Here is a 21749-nt window from a genome sequence, read left to right as displayed (position 1 = left end):
GGCTCGGCCCGCTCAGTCGTCCTTCAGTTCATTGATCCGCTGTTGCCAGAAGGCGGGATCGTTGAGGACGGGATCGATCGGGGGGCCGCCGCTCGGCTCTTCGGCCGGCATCCGGTGAGCGCGCCGGTTCGGAGAGGGCCGCGCGTTGATCTCGGTCTGTGCAGTCGGCTTCGTCTTGCCGGCCGGTTTTCCCGTCTTCGTCGGCGGTTCAACCGTGGGAGGTTCGGGCTCGCCGAGCTGCTCGACTTCGATATCGCCGAACTCCTTGAGCCAGTCGTCGACGTTCGACGTTTCGGGCTTGCTGACGGCTGGCGCCTCGCTCGGCCGAGGCGCAGGCGCCGGACGTAGCGGCGCCGGGCCGGAGCCCTTCGCAGACTTTGGCGTGATGATGTGGACCCCCTCTGGTTTCTCCGGGGGGCGGCGGTGCTGACGTTCGTCGAGCTCGTCGAGGAACTTGGGGCTGTCGAGAAACTTGGCGTGCCGGCGGCGGGCTGCCTTCTGGATCCGGTGGTCGCTGGAGATCACCCGCAGCGAATGCGGAAAGCGGTGCTCCGCGATGAGCTGTTCGATAAGGTCGTCCGCCTCGTGACCACGGTCGGCGTACCGGATCCGGATTCCCTCGACAAGATCCTCGCGGCTCCCGACTTCGGGCGCTTCCTTGGCGTCAAAGACAATCAGCGTCCCCTGACGTTCAGAGGGCTGCAGGGCCTGCGAGACCCGTTTGATGAGGCGGTGCCGCCACCGTTCGAGTTCACCGGGCCGCGCCACCTTCTTCGCAATCCCGGCGGCGTGCATCAGGTTGTAGCCGTCGATCAGCAGTTCCGGCGACATGGGCCGTCATTTATCAGGGGCGTTGTCGATCCGCCGCACCGCGGAGACCAGAATGCCCGTCCGCGAACTCAGCTTTCCGGCGCGGAGACTTTAGTCGTCCGCCACTTCGGCCATCGACCACAGTCCCACGACCCCATTTCCGGGGGGGAAGGCTACCTCACATACACCTGGTAAGATACTTAGGGCTGCTCGTTTCCGCCTGACCCGGTTCATACGGTCCCACCGCACATAAGGTAGCCTTCTCCACCGGCGGGAAACCCTACTGTAGCCCTGTCCCTCCTGATGTCCAGCCACGAGGGTGGAAATTGGAGCGCCGGCGAGCGATCTTGGACGATTCCTCCGTCCGCATCACCCGGACCGCGTCCGAAGTCGTTCCGCTGAAAGAGCTGGCGTTGACCGAGCCCCACCGAGAGCCGCAAAACCCGCCCGCCGGGCCCTCCGCCACCGCTGCCCCTCCCCCTTCCGACACCTTCGTCGCGGAGACGGGCCGGCTGCGGTTTCAATCGAAGCAACGGGTGCGGACGCCGGTCGACTACAAGCGGGTCTACGACCTGCGGCACTCGGTCCGGGACGACTGCTTTCTGGTCTTCACGGCGTGGAACGGGCTCGAGGTCTCGCGCCTCGGGACGAGCGTCTCGCGGAAGGTCGGGAACTCGGTGGTCCGGCATGCGTGGAAGCGGCGGATCCGCGAGACCTTTCGTCTCCTGCAGCACGAAATCCCGGCGGGGCTCGACCTCGTCATCGTACCGTCCGCCCGAGAGATCCCGGACGCGCCGCGGGCCGGCGCCTCCCTGAAACGGCTTCTTGAACGGGCGGTCCGCCGCTGGCCGCGGCCCGTCGCAGCGGAGACAGCACCCGCAGTTTCTGCCGAATACCGTCCCGAATCCGACCGACTCTAACGGGAACATTACGAATCCGGGTGAGGCTCAGGATCCGGTCTTCAGGGCTGATCGTAAGCACGCATATCTTTTCCTCAGCTCCCACGGCGGGGCAACGGCTTCGGACAGCGTTCGTCTGACCGGGATCGTGCGGACATCCATGATTCGCTTCGTTGTTTTTGTCGTTGCAGCCCTGTCTCTCGGCGGCGTCCCCCTCATGGCGGGTGAGCCGATCGATGAGGCCTTCGTCAATGCGTATGACGATGCGTGGCGGACCCAGGTGATGGACGGGCCCCTGGCCCCGATCCCGTCAACGGGCGGACCGCCCGCTGTGATCTCCGAAGGGCCTCCGATTTACGAGTCGGTCCCGATCTATACTCCGGCTCCCGGGGCGCCGGCCTTTCTCGAAAACTACTGCGGGCCGGACGACTGGACGTGGCAGCTCCTTCCTCAAGGGGTCTTGTATCACACCTACTGGGCGAGCGCCGCGGAGCCGCGGTTGTCGACGCAGGTCGTGGACGAGCGCGGGAACGGGCCCTACGTCGACTCGCACATCGGAGCGAGGCTGGGGCTCTTTCGGTTCGGGGCGAAGGACCGTCCGGAGGGATGGCAGTTCGATATCCTCGGCGGCGCGAAACTGCGGCAGAACATCGGAGAGGAACTCGACGTTGAGGCGGTCGACTTCCGGTATGACCTGCTGCTGACGCATGCCTACGGCCCGCACCGCTGGAAGTTCGGCTTCTATCACGTCAGCTCGCACACGGGAGACGAGTTCCTCCTCAAGAACCCGGGGTATCCGCGGCTCAACTACTTCCGCGACACGTTCGTGATGGGGTACTCGTATTACGTCATCCCCGAGCTGCGGCTGTACGGGGAAGTCGGCTACGCGGTTCATCGCGATGTCTCGCAGCCGCTCGAGATCCAGTTCGGGATCGACTACGGCCCGGCGTACAAGACCGGCCCGCAGGGGGCGCCGTTCATTGCCTTGAACGGTCATCTCCGCGAGGAGCAGAACTTCGGCGGGAACTTTGCGATGCAGGCGGGCTGGGCGTGGAAGTCCGACCGGTTCAACGACGGCATCCTGCGAACCGGGCTCTATCTTTACGACGGTGCGAGCCCGCAGTTCTCGTTTTATCAGCGCTATGAGCGGCAGGTCGGTATCGGCCTCTGGTACGACTACTGATCGCCCCGCCTCCTCGAACCGGATCCTTGCCGGCACGGCTCCCATAGCTCAAACCCAACGTGCCACAGCCGCCTGGGGTCAAGGGGGCCACGCCCCCTTGCCGCCGGAGGCGCTCCTGTGAGGAACCGTGGTACACAACGGACGTCCCCTTTGTGGGACCGGCGTTGAGGACTCGTCGCTCGCCCTGCAATCCCCGCTGGTTGGTGAGGGGGCATCCGGCACGTCGTCCGCGTTTGGACACTCACTCCTTCAGACATCTCTCGTCGGCCAGGCCTCCGGCGGGCAAGAGGGCGTTGCCCCCTTGCATCCCCCACCAGGGTGCCCCTGGACCCGGTGAGGCCAGCGGCGTTGGGGGATCCTCAGAAGTACTTCTCGAGGCGTCGCCGGCTGGCGCGATCGAGTTCGTTCACGTCGAGAATCCGGTAACGGATGCCGCTCGAGTCGATGATGACCGTCCCCCGCTCACCGAGCTCCCGGATACTCTCATCTCCTTCGACGCGGAAGCTCGCGCGGCCCCGATCGGTCTCGACCTCCCAGTCGATCCCATAGTCGGCGCGGTGGATGTTGTAGATCTGCAGAATCCGCGGGCTGAACTCGCGGCGCGCGAGCTCCTGGTCGAGCAGCGTCCGGACCGACGTCGGGAGCATCGCCGGGTCCTTGATCAGGACCAGCTCCCGCCCCTGCCGGTCGCGGATCGAGACCCATCGCTCGGGGGACGAGAGCGGGAACGCGCGGACCGGCGTGACGTTCTCGATCCGCTCGTCATCGGGACCGACGTAGATCAGACGGGCATAGGCGTCGACTTCGAGCGAGAAGAGCGGAATCGACGATGTGACGCCGGCAGTCGGAAGCATGCGGTCACCGTATACGGAGGTGGGCCAGCGAAAGGAACGTGAGACAGAGGCGAGGGTGAATGAACGCTATTCGAGGAAGTGGACCGGCTTCTCCAGGCCGCCGAAGTCTCCGCTCGCCATCGCCACCTGGGCTTCGTGGAGCCGTCGATAAGTCCCCTCCCGCTGGAGGAGTTCCTCGTGCGGGCCGATCTCGGTCACCCGTCCCTGTTCCAGGACGACGAGGCGGTTCGCCTTCTGGAGGGTGCTCAGGCGGTGGGCGATGGCGATCGTCGTCCGCCCCTGGATCAGGTTCTCGAGAGCGAGCTGAATCTCGCGCTCGGTCTCGGTGTCGACGGCGGAGGTCGCTTCGTCGAGAATCAGGATCGCCGGGTCGATGAGGAGCGCGCGGGCGATGCTGATCCGCTGCCGCTCCCCGCCGGAAAGCTGCTGGCCCCGCTCGCCGACGAACGAGTCGTAACCGTCCGGGAGGCGGAGGATGAAGTCGTGGGCCCGGGCGGCCTTGGCGGCGGCGATGATCTCCTCGCGCGTCGCGTCGGGGCGGCCGTAGGCGATGTTCTCCGAGATCGTGCCGTAGAACAGGAACGACTCCTGGAGGACGAGCCCGATGTTCTTGCGGTACGCCGTGACGTCGATGTCCTTGAGGTTGATTCCGTCGACAAAGATCCCCCCGTCCGAGACGTCGTAGAACCGGCAGACGAGATTCACGAGCGTCGATTTCCCCGCGCCGCTGGGGCCAACGAAGCCGACCATCTCGCCGGGGGCGATCTTGAGACTGACGTTCTTGATGATCTGCCGGTTGCCGTAGCGGAAGCAGATGTCCCGAAGCTCGATTTCCCCTTCGAGGCGTCCCACCCGGACCGGATTGCGGGCGGTCGGGACGTCCGGGGTCATGTCCATGACCTCGAAGACGCGGTGGGCGCTCGCCGCGGCTCGTTGAACGGCGGCCAGCATCCGGCTCATCGATTCGAGACGGGAGTAGAAGCGGCTGATGTAGGCCACGAACGCCGTCAGGACGCCGACCGTGATCCGTTCCGAGAAGACTCCCCACGCTCCGGCTGCCCAGACGGTCAAGAGTCCGATGTCGGTCAGCAGAACGATCACGGGGCCGAAGAACGACCAGGTCCGGTTGACGCGGTCATTGGCCGCCAGGACGCGGTTGTTCGCCTTGCGGAACCGCTCGATCTCGTGCTGCTCCTGCGCGAACGCTTTCACGACGCGGATCCCGGGGATGGCGTCGGCAAGATGGCTCGTCATTTCGCCCCAGGCGCGGGTTCCGGCGGCAAAGCCGCCGCGGAGGCTTTCGCGGACGCGGTGGACGAGCCAGGCGATCACGGGGAGCGGAGCGAGCGTGATCAGGGCCAGGACCGGGTCGATCGTCGCTAGGATGACGGCCATCAGGATGACCATCAGGACGTCGCTGACGAAGTCGATCAGGTTGACCGAGAGGAAGTAGCAGATGCGATCGGTATCGGTCCCGACGCGGGCGACGAGATCCCCCGTCCGGTGGCCGCCGAAAAACGACAGCGACAGGTGCTGCAGGTGCGAAAATGTCCGGTTCCGCAGCTCGGCGCTGATCCGCTCGCTGACCCACGCCAGCACGTACGTCCGCCCCCAGCCCAGGATCCACGCCATGAGGGCCGCCAGGAACAGCCCGCTCAAATACCAGACAACCAGCCAGCGGTTGATGTCTTGCCCGCTCTGGAACGGAATCAGCACGTCGTCCAGGAGCGGCATCGTCAGGTACGGCGGAATCAGTCCCGCGGCGGTCGCCGAGAGAGTCAGGACCAGGCCGAGGACGATCATGCCGGTCCACGGCCGGGCAAACTTGAGCAGCCGCAGCATCGACCGCCCCGGCTGCGGCGCGGGGGTGTCGGAGTCGCTCGAAAGCGTGCAGCGGGGGCAGGCGGTTTCGTCGGGGGGGATCGGGAGATGGCAGGTCGGGCAGATCTGCTCATCGCTCGGCGACTGCGGGTTGCGCAGCGCGGCGAGGGCATGGGCAAACTTTTCCGCGTCGCGGGCTAGCGCGGCGGTGACGAAGAACTGGGCCAGGAGCCCGTCCGAGCCGACGACGTCGAGGGCGCTGATCGGCCCTCGCTCATCCAATTTCAAGGTTGCGATCTGCGCCAGCGGCCAGGAGGACTCCGGTTCAAGGTCCGGCCCCGTCAGATGCAGCAGCCGCTCGTTTGTGAGAATGAGCTGGCTCGGGACGAAGCGGAGCTGCGTATTCAGGTTGAGCGGGAGGCTTGCGCGGAGCGTCTCTTCCTTGGGCAGAAGTTCCCCGAGGCGGCGGTCGAGCGTTGAAGAAATTTCAGCCAAGGTCAGGTAAGTCGTTGTTTATCAATGAGATGCTGCCACGCCATGGCCGCCGGAGACCAGCGCGACGCAATCTATTGCCGGCGGGCGGGTTAAACAATGGGAGTCGGATTCCGGCCGCCGCGGTCTGGGCCCGGACGCGGCCTTCATGACTCCAAAATGGAACAGGTGATGCAGATGGGGAGACCTTTATCAGCCCCCGGGTGGAGTCCAGTCAGGATTCTGGAGAGAAACACTGGAGTTCCACCACGACTCGACAATAATAGGCGTCGCACACGGGTGCGAATCTTGATGAGTACGGCCATGGTCGCCGGGACATCAGGCTCGTGCCTGCCGAAGACTCTGACGATGTCGAAGCGACCGTCCCGGAGAGGACGTGGGATACGGCAAGATGACGCTTTGACAAATCTGGAGCGACACTTTTTCCGATGTGATTGCGGGAAACGTGTCTCCAGCCCTGGCAGCCGGGAGAGGTGGAACGAATTCACCCCGGTCCCGCACTTGAGGTGATCGAAGTTTGAAACAACTTCAAGTCTGCCTGCTTTCCGTCAAGTGCTGACGCAATCGCCGGGTCTTCCGTGACCGGCAGTTTCCCACGGAACGACTTCGTTGATCGATACAACGGTGTGACTGAGGACAGTATGGAAATCCGCAAAGTGCTCGCCTTGCGGGGTCCAAACATCTGGGCAAATTTTCCCGTACTCGAAGCATGGGTGGATTTGCAGGAACTGAAGGACAGCCCGTCGGATTCGCTCCCGGGTTTCAATGAACGGGTCATGGCGTGGCTGCCGTCCATGATCGAACATCGCTGCAGCGTGGGCGAACGGGGCGGCTTCTTTGAGCGCCTCCGCCGCGGGACCTGGATGGGCCACATCCTCGAGCACGTGACGCTCGAACTCCAGACGCTGGCCGGGAACGAAGTCGGATTCGGCCGCGCCCGCGAAAGCAATGAAGAAGGCGTTTACAAAGTCGCGATCGAATTTCACGAAGAGAAGCTCGGCCGCGAGGCGCTGCAGACCGGTCTGCGGCTCTGCCTGGCGGCGGTCTACGATCGCCCGTTCGACATCGTCGAAGAAATCGCCCGCCTGCGGGACCTGGTGCAGGACGTCTGCCTCGGCCCGAGCACGAAGTCGATCGTCGACGCCGCCGTGAAGCGGGGGATTCCGTATCGCCGGCTGAACGACGAAAGCCTGATCCAGTTCGGCCACGGCGTCCACCAGCGGCGGATCCGCGCCGCCGAGACCGACCGGACGAGCGCCATCGGCGAAGCGATTGCCCAGGACAAGGAACTGACCCGCCGTCTGCTGGCGGAAGTCGGCGTCCCGGTTCCGCAAGGGGAGCCGGTGTTCAGCGAGACCGAAGCGTGGGAGACGGCGCAGGACATCGGCCTGCCGGTCGTCGTCAAGCCGCAGGACGGCAACCAGGGGCGGGGCGTCGCCCTCAACCTGACAACCGAAGAGCAGGTCCGTCAGGCGTACCGGAACGCCCGCGAGGAGAGCTCGAAGGTCCTCGTCGAGCAGTACGTCGCGGGGGGGGATTACCGCCTCCTCGTCATCAACGGCAAGCTGATCGCCGCCGCCAAGCGCGAACCGGCCCAGCTCATCGGTGACGGCGCCCACACGATTTCCGACCTGATCGATATCGCCAACGCCGATCCGCGCCGCGGGGACTATCACGCCACCCCGCTCAGCAAGCTCAAGCTCGACTCGATCGCCACCGCGGTCCTGGCGGAGCAGGGGATGACGGCGGAATCGGTTCCAGAGCGGGGCCAGGTCGTCCTGATCCGCCGCAACGCGAACCTCAGCACCGGCGGGACCGCCGCCGATGTGACCGATGAGGTCCATCCGGAGATCGCCGCCCGTGCCGTCGAAGCGGCCGGAGTCGTCGGTCTCGATGTCGCCGGGATCGATCTCGTGGCGACCTCCGTCTCCGTGCCGCTCGAGCAGTCGGGGGGACGGTTCGTCGAGGTCAACGCGGCCCCGGGGCTGCGGATGCACGTCTTCCCGTCGTCGGGGACCCCCCGGCCGGTCGGCGAAGCGTTCATCGATATGATGTTCCCGAACAACCAGGCGGGCCGGATTCCGGTCGTCGCCGTCACCGGCGTCAACGGGAAAACGACGACCACGCGGTTCATCGCCCACATCCTGCGGGGGACGAACAAGTGCGTCGGGTTCACCTGCACCGACGGGATCACGATCGGCGATCGGCGGATCGATGTCGGCGACTGCAGCGGGCCCAAGAGCGCCCGCGCCGTCTTGGCGAATCCCAAGGTCGAGATGGCGGTTCTCGAAACCGCCCGCGGGGGGATCCTCCGCGAAGGTCTCGGCTTTGACCGCTGCGACATCGCCGTCGTCACGAACATCGGCGAAGGGGACCACCTCGGCCTCAACGACATCGATACGCTCGAGAAACTGGCGAAGGTCAAACGCTGCATCGTCGATGTGGTGGCCACGACCGGCTACGCGATCCTGAACGCCGCCGATCCGCTTGTCGTCGAGATGGCTCCGAAGTGCCCTGGTAGCGTGATCTTCTTTGCCCGCTCGGGCGAGAACGAGGTCATTGCCGAGCACCGCCGCAAGGGGGGCCGTGCGGTCTACACCCGTGACAACACGGTGGTCCTGGCGACCGGCGATCACGAGATCAACCTGATGTCCCTCGACCGTGTGCCGCTGACGCACGCCGGCCGCATCGGGTTCCAGGTCGAGAACACCCTCTCGGCGATCGCCGCCGCGTGGGGGCTGGGGATCCCGGCCGAGCTGATCCGGATCCGGGCGGAGAACTTCATCCCGACGTTCGACCAGAACCCGGGACGGTTCAACATCCTCGACATCAACGGCGCGACCGTCGTCATCGACTACGGCCACAACTCGTCGGCCCTGATCGCTCTCGTCGATGCCATCCAGGGGTTCCCTCACCGCAAGCGGGCGATCGTCTACTCGACCGCCGGCGACCGGCGGGACCAAGACCTCGTCCGGCAGGGGGAGATCCTCAAGACGAACTTCGACCGCGTGGTCCTCTATGAAGGGGACTACTGCCGCGGCCGCGAACCGGGCGAGATCATCAAGCTGATCTCGCAGGGGATCGGCGAAGGGGGCCGGACGACGAAGGTCTGCCAGGTCCAGGGGGCGCTCGCCGCGTGCGAGCTGGCTCTCTCGAAGCTCGACCCCGAAGAACTGATGGTGATCCAGGCGGACGTCGTCGACGAGACGGTCGAATATCTGCGGCAGCGGTACGGCGTGCATCTGCCGGTCCCGCTCCAGCAGCGGACCCGGCAGTAACGTCGGATGTCCTGATCGAACGATGAGCGGGAAGCGATGAGGGGGCGATGAGCCCCCTCTCCAAGAACAAAAGGCCTGGTGTCGCGGCGAGCGTTGGCTCGCCTGAACACCAGGCCTTGTTCGTTTCAGAGCCCCGTTCGTTCAGGAACGCGGGGCCGGCAATCGCGACGGCTCAGGCGGCGCGGCGGCCCGCGAGGGAGAGGATGTTGTCTTCGGCGTCGACCTGCTGGAAGCGGACCCCTTCGACGAACGCTTCGAAGACCTGCATGTCGAGGGCCGAGGCGGTTTCATCGTGCGGATGGAACTGCACGCCGAGGCACCACCAGTTGTCTTCGATCGACTCGTACGCTTCGACGACGCCGTCCATCGCGGTCGCCGAGACGCGGAACGACGGGGCGACCTGGTCGATCCCCATGTGGTGATCGCTGTTGACGCGGATTTCGCCCGGGCCGTAGATCGTGTCCATCTTGGTGCCGGGGACGATCTCGATGACGTGCCGCAGGCAGGCTTCGACGGTGTCGCGGTGGGAGAGGGACTTGAGGACGTCGTCCGGCAGGTACTGGAAGACGGTGCCGCCGGCCATCAGGTTGAGGGTGACCATCCCCATACCGATGGCGAGGGTCGGGACCTTCATCTCGTAGACCATCTTGGCGAGGCGGCGGTCGAACTCTTCGCGGCGGGGGGGCATCGGGCGGGTGACCGGATGCGGGTCCATTCCGAGGCGGGTCGGATCGAGATCGAGCTTGCAGCCGGAGAGGACCACGCCGTCGAGGCGGGAGAGGACCTGGCGAAGGTCGTTCGGATCGGCGACCGGCGGGAGGAGGACCGGGATGCCGCCGGCGGCGGTCACGCAGTCGAAGTAGCCGGCATGGGACCAGGCGAAGGGGTAAGCGTTGCCTTTGGCGGGACGGAAATCCGCGTTGATACCGATGAGTGGCTTGGAGTTCATGTCTTGCCTTCCCTGAGTGTAAGCCCGCTCCCTCATGGGGCGGTCGTCACGAGTGATTGCGGCGTTCCGTCAAATCGATGCGAACGCGATGGTCAGAGAGTCGAGCGCGGACGGGCGGCCGTGGAGGCCGGATTCGCGCCGAGAGCACACGAGGATCTGGTGATTCGCCATTCCAGATCGTGATCCGCGGCAGCTGGATTCCGTGCGGATCCCAGAGTCATTGCGGACCATTGAGCACCCCTCCCTGGTATCGCCAGACCAATCCATTGGTCGGCATCGACCGTAGCCGGGACTGGCTACGCGCCGTTTGGTTTCGTCGGTGCGGCAATTTCTGCCGGCCGTCGAACCACGGGGCAAAGACTAAGAGGCGGTTTGCGGGTTGTAAAGGAATTCATCGATCTTGTGTCAGAACTCGCGTTGACATGGACAGCGGGCTCTACATCTGGTGGTTGGGTGTCAAACCGCGTCCTGGCCGGCACGACGTTATTTGCTCAAACCCGATGTGCGACGGCAGCCGGGGTCAAGGGGGTCACCCCTTGCCGCCGGAGGCGCTTCCATGAGGAACCGTGGGACACAACGGACGGCCGTTTTGTGGCATCCGCGTTGAGGACTCCTTCAAACCACACCGCTCGCTTTGCAAGCCCCGAGTGTAGAGGTGGGGGGCATACGGCACGTTGTCCGCGCTTGGATACTCACTCCTTCAGACATCTCTCGACGGCCAGGCCTCCGGCGGGCAAAGGGCCAAAAAACAACACAGGCCCCTTACCAGGAGTACCCCCTGGACCCCAGTCAGCCAGGCACATTGGGGGGCCATCCGGTGACACGCCCGTAAGCTCACCTGCTTCCACGTCTGTCAAGAACGGATCGGAAAAAGTTTTCGAGACAATCTTTCCGATGAATGAATCGCGAGCTAACTTTGGAAGAAGGAAAGGAATATGGAGCCGGCGACCCTGTCGACTTCATGACTTTCCAGACAGATCTGTGTCCGCTCCGGCTTGGAACCGGACAGACACCGCGTCATCTGTCGCAAACCGATGGTCGGGAGTCCACAAGCCCCCGCCCGCCGGCAAGGGTGGTCCGATTCGCAGGCGGCGCATGATCGATCAACAATGCGAAATCCCGCAGCGGAGCGTCTATGAAAGCGCTCGCTTCGAAGCGTGGAAACACAAGTGGATCGAGAGCGAGAAGGCCCGGCATGACTGCGGCTGTTCGGCGCTCTACGAGTGGAACCGGCACTACTGGATCAAGTTCGTCCGGCACTGCCTGTTCGAGCACATGAGCGGAGTCACCTTCTACCGGGAATTCGGCCCGGTCTACTTCCGCCTCATGGACTTCATCCCCCGCCACGATCCCTGTTGTTTCGATTTCGTGATCAAGCAGTTCACGCAGGAGCGGTGGGACAACCTCTGCTTCGTCACCAAGTCCGCCCAGTACGGCTTTACGTTCGACCGCCTGAAGCCGGTCCTCGAAAAGCTCCCGGTCAACGAAACCCGCCTGCCGCCCCCCCACTGGGAATAACGCGGGCGTCACTCAGACGGCGGAATCTCCGCCAGTGCTTCAGATCAAGACGCCGACGAGCGCGCGGCGCAGGGCTGTCCCCGGACTCTAGAAACCAGGGACGAGACAAGACCGTCCCGACGAGACTGTCCAGCCTCGACACAGGACGAACACGAGGCGGGCCGCGACAGAACCTCGCTGACCACCTGGCCTCAACCTCTTCCGGCGCCTCTCGCCGAACGCAGACTACTTCGAGCCGCTGAGGAAGCCGAACAGCCGCCGCTTGGGCTTCTCGATCGGGCTCGCCGTCCCCCCCTCGGTCACCGAGTTCGCGTCGATCAGGCCGGCCAGCGCCTCGATCGCTTTGGTGACCCGGGCCCGCGGCGCCTGCTCGATGAGCGGCACACCGTTGTTGCGGGACTCCACGATCGTGGCGTACTCGTTGGGGACCTGCGCGAAGATCTCACGCCCGATCGTGTCGAGCGCCTTGTTGAGACTGATCTGCGCGTCCTCGAGACCCATCCGGTTGACGATGATCTTCGTCTTTTCCGCCATCCCGCGTTCTTCGAGGAACTGCGTGATACGGACGACGTTCCGCAGGCACGGCAGGTCAAGCTGCGTGATGACGAGGACCGTGTCGGAGACCTCCATCGCCGCCAGGTCGACGGGCGTGAACGTCTTGCTGACGTCCATGATGAGGTGCGAGAACGTCGCCTTGAGGAGCGCGATCACCCGCTGGAGCTGGTCCGGCGTCACCGGCGGCCGTTCCTCCATGTGGATCGGCCGCGGCAGCAGGAAGCAGCCGCTCGAGTGCTGCGTCAGCGACCGCTTGAGGAGCGAGTAGTCGAGCCGCGAGATGTTCTCGGCCACGTCCTGGATCGTGTAGTCGGGAATGATGTCGAGCCACACGTCCGCGTCGCCCAGGGCGAGATCGAGGTCGATCACCGCCACGCTGTTTTCCTTGTTGCGGGAGAGGATGCAGCCCAGGTTGGTGGCCAGAGCCGTACAACCAACGCCCCCGCTCGCCCCGACGATCGTGACCACACGGCTCCCCCGAGCCTTGCCCCCCGACTTGCCCCCACCGGTCAGTTGCAACCGGTCGAGTGCGGCCATGAAATCGTCGAGACGGAGCGGGGCGCTGAGGAATTCCTTGGCACCGTTCCGCATCGCCTGCAGGATCAGGCTTCCTTCCTGACTTCGGCTCACCACCAGCACGCTGCAGCTCGGAACCTCCTGGCTCACCTGGGCCACGAGCGCCAGGGCCCGCGGCGGATCGTTGTCGAGCGAGATCAGCGCAATGTCCGGCTTGGTCTGGTTCACCAGGTCCGTGAAGAAGTCGTACCGCGAACACTCGGCCTCGAGCCAGAGGGTGTCGATCCCCAGGAGGAGATTCTTCACCGACGCACGGGTGCCGTCATTGGGGTCGACGATCGCCAGTCGAACTACCGCGTTCATGTCCTCAGTCCCTCACTGGCCCCGTCGTTCCGACATCCGTTCGCTCTGCTCGCGACGTTCCTCTCCCGGCCAACTCGATCTGATCATCGGGGCCGCCGAGCAACGTCACGGTGGAGAGCCCTTCCGCGGGCCGATCAACCCCGGCATGGCTCTGGACGACGGGCGGGTCTCCGTAGAGCGCGATTCCTTTTCAGTCGTCTTCTTGGTGTTCCTGGCGTCCGTCCGACGACCCGGGAAGGGGTTCGTCATCTCCCCGATGGGGATCGCCTGGCTGCGGTTGGCCGAAACACCCGATCCCGACGTCCGTTCGATCAGGGCCGGCCCCTGGGCGGCGGGGTCCTCGGCGTCGGCCGAGGTCGGGGGATTGGCGGCCGGCGGAGCCGGGATCACTTCTTCACCCGAGGGGATCGGAGCCGCGGCTTCGGGAGAGACCGGCGGGGCGGCGACCGGAGCGGCGAGCGGCGGAGCACCGTAGGGAGCCGGGCCGGGGGCGGGCATCGCGCCCGGAACCGGGCAGGCCCCGTCCGGGCAGTCCGGACCGTAGTACGGGACCTCCAGCATGCCGTCGGCATAGAGCTCGATGTCGGTCGGGTCGTCGGAGTTGTAGCCGATCCCTGGGAACGGGACCTGGCAGGCCTGCATCGGCGCCGCCATGTGCGGCGTCACGAGAATCAGGAGCTCGGTCTCGCCCCATTCGAAGTTGGTCCGGCGGAAGGCCGCCCCGACCCACGGCAGCTCGCCGAAGAAGGGGAGCTTGTTCGTCGTTCCGACTTTCCGGCGCGAGATCAGCCCGCCGATCATCAGCGTCTCGCCGAACCGCATCTCGACCTGCGTGTTGACCCGGCGGGTCACGATGCCGGGGACGACGAAGCCGTTCACGCTGACCGCGTTCTGCACGTCCCGCTCGCTCACTTCCGGCGCGATGTCCAGCCGGAGCCGGCCGTTGCCGAGGACGATCGGGACCGCTTCCATCCGGACGCCGAACTCGCGGAACTGGATCGTCGTCGTCCCGACGCTGCCGGGGACGAGGACCGGGAACTCACCGCCGGAGAGCATCGTGGCGGGGCGGCCGCTGTTGACGACGAGGACCGGCTCGGCCAGGACCTTGGCCAGGTTTTCGGTGCGGAGGGCGTCGACGAACGCCTGGAAGAAGCCGTTGGTGCCGGTGACGGCGAACTGGACGGCCGAGTTCGTGATCCCCTGGGCTCCCACGATGGGGGCCGGAATCTGTCCCGGCGCGATGGCGGCGTTGGTGAGCGGCGCGAGGGCCCCCGGAGCGCTGTGCACGTAGAAGTTCTGGCCGACGCCCAGCCAGTTGATTCCCATCCGCTGCAGCCGCGACCGCTGGACTTCCAGCACCTTGACGTGGAGCTGGACCTGCGTGACGCCGCCCACCTGCATCTGGTTGTGGACGTTGGCGTAGAACTGCTTGGCGACCGCGATCATCTGCGGGATGCGGTCCGGTTCCGTGACCCACCCGCGGAGGACGACGCTGTCCCGCAGCGCGATGACTTCGATCGCGGATCCGGGGAACAGCCGCTCCATGTAGGCCTGCAGCTCGCGGACGTCCGCCTCGACGAAGACGTCGACCGTGTAGGCGTTGTCGAACTCATCGACGAGCGTGATCGAGGTGGCACCGGGGGCTTTGGCGAAGACGAGAACCCGGTTCGAAGCGAGTGCCGTGACTTCCAGCGTCTCTTCGTTGAAGTCCTTGACGACGGTGATCCGGTTCGGAAGCTCCAAGACCCGCGACTGGAGCTGGATGATGCTGATCCGGGACTTCTGTTGAGCGATCGTAAAGACGTGCTCGCCGCCGCGCACATCGGCGGCGTTGGCCGGCGCCGAGGTGGGTCTGACGCCCCCGGCCCCTTCCAGGGAAGGGGGGGGCTGCGGTTGCGGCGGAAGAGGCTCCTGCGCGTATGCGGTGTGCATGAGTCCCCACGTCGACAGCGCGCAGGCCGCCAATCCGCGTGAGACCTTCCGGAAGAGTGAGGTTCGCATCCATGCACCTCGAACACGACGGGGGCTCGGGATGGAGGACGTCGTTTGGACGTCCCCCTTCCCGAGCCGGCAACCTTTGTTTCTCCGCTCCCCCGGATCTTCCGGGAGAGGGCCGCCTCACTTGGTCCGCATGAGCTGATTCAGCCATCCGGAGAGCGAGGGCTCCTGCTTCTTGGTATCCGTCACCGTGACTGCGGCGACGGAGCTTCCTTTATAAATCTTGACGGTCCAGGCGTTCGGATCGACCGGCGGCGGGACCGGTGCGACAGTGGCGGCCGGCGCTCCGCTGCCGGCGGCCGGGTCGGCCGTCTGGTTCTGCTGGACGAAGTCCTGGACCGACTGCGGATTGTCCGCGCCGACCTTGGGCTCTTCGATCGGTCCTTCCGGAACGATGTCCGATGGCGCTGTCGACACCATCGATTCCCCCGACGAGTCGTCGATCGCGAACATCTGGGCGTCGCTGCCGATCGAATCGTTGAGTTCCTCCAGGAGGGACTCATCCACCCGCTTGGCGTTCACGACCTCGTCGTCCAGCGGATTCCGCATGAACAGCGAGAGCGTTCCCTTCGCCTGCGCCAGCTTGACGTACGGCACCTGCTCCGGTGTGAGGAGCAGGGAGACGTTCTTGATCGATTCCTTCTTGGCGTCCTTCGCATCCACCCCGTTCTGCTGGGTCTTCGATTCGCAGGCGAAGACTTCGCACGCTTCGAGGAGCACCTTGGTTTCCATCTTGGTCGTCCGGGCGGCGGCTCCGGACTTTGCCGCTGTCTTCTTGAACGTCACGTAGACGTCGACCTTGTCCCCCGGATTCAGCATCCCGCTGTGGGAGATCGAGGAGTCCGCCTGGATCGTCATCACCCGCATCCCCTTGGGGATCTGGTTCGAGGTGCCGTACCCCTGACCTTTCTCGTGGAGCTTCTTCTGGTTGATGACGTCGCCGGCCAGAACGGCCACCTTGAGTGCCCGTTCTTCATAATGTTCGGGGAGGGAGATGGCGTCCCGCGGAGCCGCCGCGGCGGACATCTCCTTCAGAACGACATCGTCCTTGGTCAGGGGAACTCCAGGCTTGAGATCGTGGGCCGCAACAAACACCTTGCGGGTCTCGATCTGTCCGGGCTTTGCTCCGCTCATTGCCTGCTGGACGCCCATCATGGCGACGAGGCCGCACACCAGGGCGACGGCCAGCAGCATCAACGCTTTGGGTTTCATGGTGGTCTCCGGAATGGTGGGGGAACCCTCCCCCGCGCACGCCGGGCCGATAGGGGAAACATCGGCACCGGGCGGAGCGCTGCTTCAATTTATGACGGTTGTGACGATTCGATTGCCTGTAGCGGTTTTGACGACTGCCTCATCTTCTCCATCTTGACAGCCCCGTTTTCACGGAGCGGAAGAGAGAGGGAGAAAGTCGCGTCCGCCACGGGAAATCGTTGAGGGCGGGGTGGGAGCGAGCGAAGGCCGGGCAAGGGAGGGGGCGCCTCCGCTGCGTCCGGCCATCGATCGAGTGCGCAGTCAGCGGCGGCGAACCGAGTTCGCCGCCGCCGGATGTTTCGAATCAGCGGTTGCCGCTGCGATTACATCATGTCCATGTAGAGGAAGTAGCCGAGGGCGGCGACGCAGATGGGAATGCCGTAGGGGAGGAGGAGCATGTTGGGCTTCCGCTGAGCGGCGTTCTCCGCGATCTGCCGGGGATCCTTCACCGTCTTGAGCTCGTGGAGGATCATCGCGCAGTTGCCGAGGTGCTTCCGCCAGGTGCCCTGGTAGATCGCCATGGCCGCGCCCATGATCCCGCCGACGATGTAGGTGACGATGGCGGTGTTCCAGGTGATCGGGCCGCCGAGCCAGGCGCCGATGCCGGCCATCAGCTTGACGTCGCCCGCGCCCATTCCGCCGATGGCGTAGAGCGGGAGGAGGGTCATGAGTCCCACGCCGATGCCGATCAGCGAGAGCTGAGTTCCGGCCCAGCCGCCGGCGACCATGTTGTAGAGCAGGCCGCTCAGCACCATCGGGAAGGTGATCCAGTTCGGGACCTTGAGTTGCTTGCCGTCAATCCAGGCCGCGACGATCAGCGTCACCGCAACCAGCTTGACCTGCCAGTGTTCGAAGAGGAGGGTCGACAAGTCCATTTTTGTATCCGGGCCTTTAACGACGAGGGGTGTCGAGGAGTGTCTGGGAGCGGGCAATCGGAGAGCAGGGGGTCATCCGACAACGCGACCGAAGAGGACCAACGCGACGAGCGCGAAGGGGAACATCTGCAGCAACATCTGGGGGTCAAACTGGAGCCAGAAGGGCATCATGGCAGGTCTCCGGTCCGTCGTGTGTGTTTCGTGCGTGTGCGACGCTGGGGAGCGCGCAAGGAAAAGCTGGCGAAGACCCGGGCCATACCCGCCCGGTGTCTTCGCCAGTTGTCTTCCGATCAGGATTACGGAGCCGGCGTGGCGAGCTCGTCGGCGATGTCCTGGAACCGGCCGCTGGCGTTCGTACCGACGGCACGAATCGCCACGAGGCAGACGATGACGATGAGGGCGAGCATGACCGCGTATTCAACAGCCGTCGGTCCGTCTTCGCTCTTGAGGAACTTCTGAACGCTCAGGGCAAACTTCTTCATTTTTCTGTCCTATAGAATTTGCGCGGGGATCAGCCGCACGACTAAGGACCGGCGGCGACTGTCACTCGCAGTCGCTTCTTCCGATCCCGATTCCCGAAGAGGTCATCCCGCTTTCGCGAGGTGGGGGTTCCGCCGTGGCCTTGGGCTCACTGGCGGAACGTCACAAACCTAGATCGCGCTGGCGGAAGGGCAAATTTCCCTTGTGCAGATTTCGCAAACTTTCCGGACCGTGGACTTTGGGCAACACATTCACGTCCGGTCGTAGCTCTCCGGCCGGTTGTGAGGCCGAACAGTCGGCCCATTCTGAGCAGGCCGTTTCTCCGGTGCCGGCCGCATCGCCGGCATAGTCCCTGTCAAAGCGCCCCGGTTGCCCGATTGGCCGTGCCCACGGGGCAATGGCCGGAGCCCCGGCGGCCTCCCTGACGATCCATTGCAGCATCGGGGGCACCCAACGCTGCCCCCCACCGAACACAGAGGAATCCCATGCGTCGTCTTGTCATTCTCGCCGTTGCGATCGTCGTCGTTGCGGCCAGCGTCACCCCTGTCCAGGCCGCCCGCCGTTCCGGTGTCTATCGCTCCAGCCAGCGGACGGGCGTCTTCGCCCGCCTGATGGAGCTCGAGCGCCGCAAGAACGAGATGCTCTTCGGCCGCTAGGAGGTTTTCCCGGCGGCGGCCCACCCTCGGCGAATCCGCTGAGGCGACGAAGAGAGCCGCTGCCGGTGTAACCTGAGCGACTCGCAGGCTCATCGCGAGCAGGCGATGGCGGACTCGCGCCGCCGAGAGTGGGAGTCCCTTGTCGAGAAAAGGGACGCGGCCGGCGCGAGCGTCGCGCATCAGACGAGTCAACGAAAAGGCGGCCCTGGGCGAACCCGGGGCCTGCCTTTTTCGTTTTCGTCGGCTTCGCGTTCGTCGGTGACGAGGCGCCCATCGACTCTAGCGCCTCGCTGCGGGAAGCCGCCTGCTCCCGTGGCGAAGAACCGAACGCCGGTGCGGCCCTGTTCCACCCGTCACGAGCGCGTTGGGTGTCAGGGCGCGCCTGCCTCGATCGCGGGAAGATCGCTCGCCTCGGATGAGGGCGGCGTGGCCCATCATCCGTTGTGCGAGACCCGCAATTCGCCACCACCACCTCCCGGTGGTCCCGTATGATTTCTGAATCGCTCTGCCTGCGGAGCGGAGTGCCGAAATCGCCTGCCGTTTCCATTCCTCCCAGTTGCCCAAGAGCTCCATGTCCCGCTCGAAGCTGGAGCCCCGATTGTCTCTCTGGCTCGACCGGTTCCAGGCGCGGCACGCGCGGCGGGCCTGGTGGGCAGGGATCCTGACGGCCGTGGTCGCCCTGCTGATCTGGCTGCTCGCGTTCTGGTTCGTCCGCCTCGTGCTCTGGGGAGGACTGGGGCGCGTGCTCACGGCGGACTGGATGCTGTCGCTGGCCGCCCTCGGCGTTCTGCTTGGCCTGACCCGGATCCAGACGCTGGCCAACAGGCAGCAACTGGACGAGATGGAGTGCCGTTCTCCGGTCGTCGCCAAGGCGATGCGAAAGGGATCCTGGGTTTCCGGCGATGTCTTCCTGGCGCTGCTCGGTCCGCGGGACTGGCCCTATCTGGTGCGGCTCGCCGCGACTCCCGTTCTCCTGGGGCCGCGGCTCTCCCGTTTTGCGGACGATCTGCTGAAGCGGTCCGCGTTGGCGGCGGAGATGGACGTTCCCGCCTGCACGCGAATCGTGGCGGAGCTCCTCCGTCGGGATCGGAAGCTTCGGCTGGAGGAACTGGAGTCGATTCAGCCGGAGGGGGACTGGAGCCAATTGCTACAGCAGGTGACGTTGATCGACGGCATCCTGATTCGCGGAAGCGACGATCCGCTGTTGTCGATTTCGGATTCCCGGCGGGCCAGATTGACCCGCGAGCTCGAGCAGATGCCACAGCCGGTGGTCGATGAAACAACAGCGCGCTCTCCAATCGACCAATCGGCCGCGTCTGATTCGTCCACCGAAGCCGGCGCCTCCTGAGTCTCGGAGTGCCGGGAAATGTGAAGCCTGGGCGGTTTGCCAGGAGAATGAGGCGACGTTCGCTCGTGGAACGTGTGCAATCAGGGACAGAGAAATCCCTAGGGCGCAAATAAAAAAGCCGGTTGAAGGGAGCGCGAGCGGGCTAGATTTCGGCTCGACCTTCAACCGGCTTTGGATCGCATTGACCGTAAAACGTTCAAGGCGAAATGTGGAACCGAGCTCAAGCTTTGGTTCCGAAGAACCGCGGCGATCTCAGGTCTTGTAAACCGTTTTGCAATGGCCGTGCCGAACTGTACCGGGTCTTTTGCAATCGGTCCGGCCGCCTCGAATGCTGCCGAAAAGGAACATCTGTCGATGGTGGCGGAGTGCATCAGGACGCCGTTCCTTCCTGTGGCGTGATGCAGCGGAGTCGCATCGAAGGGGCGGACCACGGCCGGAGGCCGACGGGTCGAGAGAGGCCTCTGAACCGTGACGCCCCGAAGACACCGAGGGCGAACGATGCGGGACAAGGGAGTGGAGGCGGAGGAAAGGCACGTTCGCCCACCCTTCCCGGATGGCGGAGCCCTCGGCCCGTCTCGCGTTCACCCGGCTTGAAGGTCTTTGCTGGTGTCTGAGACTCGTCGTGTTTCCCTCTCCGCTTCGCTTGGGAAGCTCGCGACGTTCTCGCCATGGGCAGCGTGGCTCACGCGACCCGGGCTGGCTAAACTTCCGGGCTTTCCCTGCCGGCAGAAGCCCACGCGGCTTTTGCCGCGTCCCCTTGTGAGAATGCGTTCGATGTCCGTTCCCCCCGTCGAGAATCTGCGTCCCTGGTTTATCGCGACCCGCGATCTGGAGCAGGAACTCGGTGGAGCCCAGCTGGACTGGGGGGCGTACTTCGGCAACGGCAACCCCGTGGAGCTCGACGTCGGCTCCGGGCGGGGGCTCTTTCTTCACACCGCCAGCGGAGCGAATCCCCAGACGAACTACATGGGGCTGGAGATCGACTTCAAGGAAGGCCGGCGGGCGGCGAAGCGGCTTCAGCGCGGAGATCGGACAAACGCCCGGGTGGTCGGCGGAGACGCTCACTATGTTCTCCGGCACCTGGTCCGTCCGCAGTCCGTCGCGGCGGTCCACGTCTACTTCCCCGATCCGTGGTGGAAGAAGAAGCATCGCCGCCGCCGGGTCTTCACCGATGCCTTCGTCGACCTCGCAGTCCAGGCGCTGGTCCCCCGCGGCTGTCTCCACTCGTGGACGGACGTCGCCGAGTACTTCGAAGTCATCTCGGGCCTGATGAATAACGACCCCCGCTTCGAAGCGCTCCCGACTCCGGCGGAGCGGTCCCCCGAGCACGACATGGACTATCTGACCAGCTTCGAGCGGAAGGCGCGCAAGCTCGGAACGCAGATCCATCGCGGGATCTGGCAGCTCAAGTAGCCGCGGGGGCGAGTCCGCGTCTTGGCTGGAAGAGCTAAACACCAAGACACCAAGGCGGCACTAAGGACACAAAGAAGAGAAGGCCAAGGCAGCTCTCTCACGACCTTCGCCGTGCTGGCGAAGGTGGGTTGCAGGAGGCCGGGAGGGCGAAGCTCCTGCTGAGCCGCGATGGTTCGCAGACGCGTACCCTCTCGCTTTGGCCTCCCACCGCCGGTCCTGAAGAAACGACCCCAGCCACTACGGTTTCGCGGGGGCGATGGGGCCCGTTCTCCATCGCCGCGGCTCGGCTGGAGCCTCGCCCTCCCGAAGCCGCGACCTCGAACGATGCGGCTCGCTGAATCATCCCCGTCGGAGTCTTCCACCGATTTTCGGGACACACACACCGCTCTTAGCCCTTGGTGTTCTTGGTGCCACCTTGGTGCCTTGGTGTTTAACCTCCTCCGGACGACTTGAGCCAATCTCTGCGTTTCGCCTGAGATTCCCGGAGATT

16 protein-coding genes are annotated in these 21749 nt (G+C 64.9%); 7 read left to right on the top strand and 9 right to left on the bottom strand.

Annotated features, from left to right (window positions below; translation table 11 throughout):
* Positions 1–12: 12 nt before the first annotated feature.
* Positions 13–831, bottom strand: coding sequence for an NYN domain-containing protein (locus tag VT03_RS04550; RefSeq protein WP_075091893.1), 819 nt, complete (start codon positions 829–831; stop codon positions 13–15).
* A 326-nt stretch (positions 832–1157) separates the two neighbouring features.
* Between VT03_RS04550 and rnpA the strand changes: the two genes are divergently transcribed.
* Positions 1158–1730: a ribonuclease P protein component gene (gene rnpA / locus VT03_RS04545; protein WP_075091892.1), complete on the top strand. Its 573-nt coding sequence runs from the start codon at positions 1158–1160 to the stop codon at positions 1728–1730.
* Between the two features lie 139 nt (positions 1731–1869).
* The gene (locus VT03_RS04540; protein WP_075091891.1) at positions 1870–2892 is read left to right on the top strand and encodes a DUF1207 domain-containing protein; all 1023 of its coding nucleotides are present in this window, start codon (positions 1870–1872) and stop codon (positions 2890–2892) included.
* A 359-nt stretch (positions 2893–3251) separates the two neighbouring features.
* On the opposite strand, the gene VT03_RS04535 is transcribed toward VT03_RS04540, so the two are convergent.
* Positions 3252–3746, bottom strand: coding sequence for a DUF1854 domain-containing protein (locus VT03_RS04535; protein ID WP_075091890.1), 495 nt, complete (start codon positions 3744–3746; stop codon positions 3252–3254).
* A 66-nt stretch (positions 3747–3812) separates the two neighbouring features.
* Complete coding sequence (locus VT03_RS04530; RefSeq protein ID WP_075091889.1) at positions 3813–6062, bottom strand: ABC transporter ATP-binding protein; 2250 nt, start codon at positions 6060–6062, stop codon at positions 3813–3815.
* Between the two features lie 638 nt (positions 6063–6700).
* On the opposite strand from VT03_RS04530, the gene cphA reads away from it, so the two are divergent.
* On the top strand, positions 6701–9337 hold the full coding sequence (gene cphA / locus VT03_RS04525) for a cyanophycin synthetase (RefSeq protein WP_075091888.1): 2637 nt from the start codon (positions 6701–6703) through the stop codon (positions 9335–9337).
* A 172-nt stretch (positions 9338–9509) separates the two neighbouring features.
* Here cphA and VT03_RS04520 read toward each other — a convergent pair whose 3' ends face one another.
* A complete protein-coding gene (locus tag VT03_RS04520; protein WP_075091887.1) occupies positions 9510–10286 on the bottom strand; it encodes a gamma-glutamyl-gamma-aminobutyrate hydrolase family protein in 777 nt (258 codons plus the stop codon).
* A 1095-nt stretch (positions 10287–11381) separates the two neighbouring features.
* Here VT03_RS04520 and VT03_RS04515 point away from each other — a divergent pair.
* A complete protein-coding gene (locus tag VT03_RS04515) occupies positions 11382–11804 on the top strand; it encodes a hypothetical protein (RefSeq protein ID WP_075091886.1) in 423 nt (140 codons plus the stop codon).
* A 225-nt stretch (positions 11805–12029) separates the two neighbouring features.
* On the opposite strand, the gene VT03_RS04510 is transcribed toward VT03_RS04515, so the two are convergent.
* The 5 genes from VT03_RS04510 to VT03_RS04490 form a co-directional block, all read right to left on the bottom strand.
* Positions 12030–13238: a CpaE family protein gene (locus VT03_RS04510; protein WP_075091885.1), complete on the bottom strand. Its 1209-nt coding sequence runs from the start codon at positions 13236–13238 to the stop codon at positions 12030–12032.
* Positions 13239–13343: 105 nt separating this feature from the next.
* Positions 13344–15239, bottom strand: a complete 1896-nt coding sequence (locus tag VT03_RS04505; RefSeq protein WP_075091884.1) for a type II and III secretion system protein family protein — start codon at positions 15237–15239, stop codon at positions 13344–13346.
* Positions 15240–15356: 117 nt separating this feature from the next.
* The gene (gene cpaB, locus VT03_RS04500) at positions 15357–16448 is read right to left on the bottom strand and encodes a Flp pilus assembly protein CpaB (protein WP_075091883.1); all 1092 of its coding nucleotides are present in this window, start codon (positions 16446–16448) and stop codon (positions 15357–15359) included.
* 362 nt (positions 16449–16810) lie between these two features.
* Positions 16811–17362: a prepilin peptidase gene (locus tag VT03_RS04495; RefSeq protein ID WP_197489192.1), complete on the bottom strand. Its 552-nt coding sequence runs from the start codon at positions 17360–17362 to the stop codon at positions 16811–16813.
* A 296-nt stretch (positions 17363–17658) separates the two neighbouring features.
* Complete coding sequence (locus VT03_RS04490; RefSeq protein ID WP_075091882.1) at positions 17659–17844, bottom strand: Flp family type IVb pilin; 186 nt, start codon at positions 17842–17844, stop codon at positions 17659–17661.
* A gap of 483 nt (positions 17845–18327) precedes the next feature.
* On the opposite strand from VT03_RS04490, the gene VT03_RS33175 reads away from it, so the two are divergent.
* From VT03_RS33175 to trmB, 3 genes are all read left to right on the top strand, one after another.
* Positions 18328–18498: a hypothetical protein gene (locus tag VT03_RS33175; RefSeq protein ID WP_156514287.1), complete on the top strand. Its 171-nt coding sequence runs from the start codon at positions 18328–18330 to the stop codon at positions 18496–18498.
* A gap of 571 nt (positions 18499–19069) precedes the next feature.
* Positions 19070–19846, top strand: a complete 777-nt coding sequence (locus tag VT03_RS04485) for a hypothetical protein (protein ID WP_156514286.1) — start codon at positions 19070–19072, stop codon at positions 19844–19846.
* Positions 19847–20620: 774 nt separating this feature from the next.
* Positions 20621–21259, top strand: coding sequence for a tRNA (guanosine(46)-N7)-methyltransferase TrmB (gene trmB, locus VT03_RS04480; RefSeq protein ID WP_075091880.1), 639 nt, complete (start codon positions 20621–20623; stop codon positions 21257–21259).
* Positions 21260–21749: the final 490 nt, after the last annotated feature.

Source organism: Planctomyces sp. SH-PL14 (assembly GCF_001610835.1).
Taxonomy (GTDB): Bacteria; Planctomycetota; Planctomycetia; order Planctomycetales; family Planctomycetaceae; genus Planctomyces_A.
The sequence above is the reverse complement of the archived record's forward strand: the minus strand, read 5'-3'. Positions and strand labels throughout refer to the sequence as shown.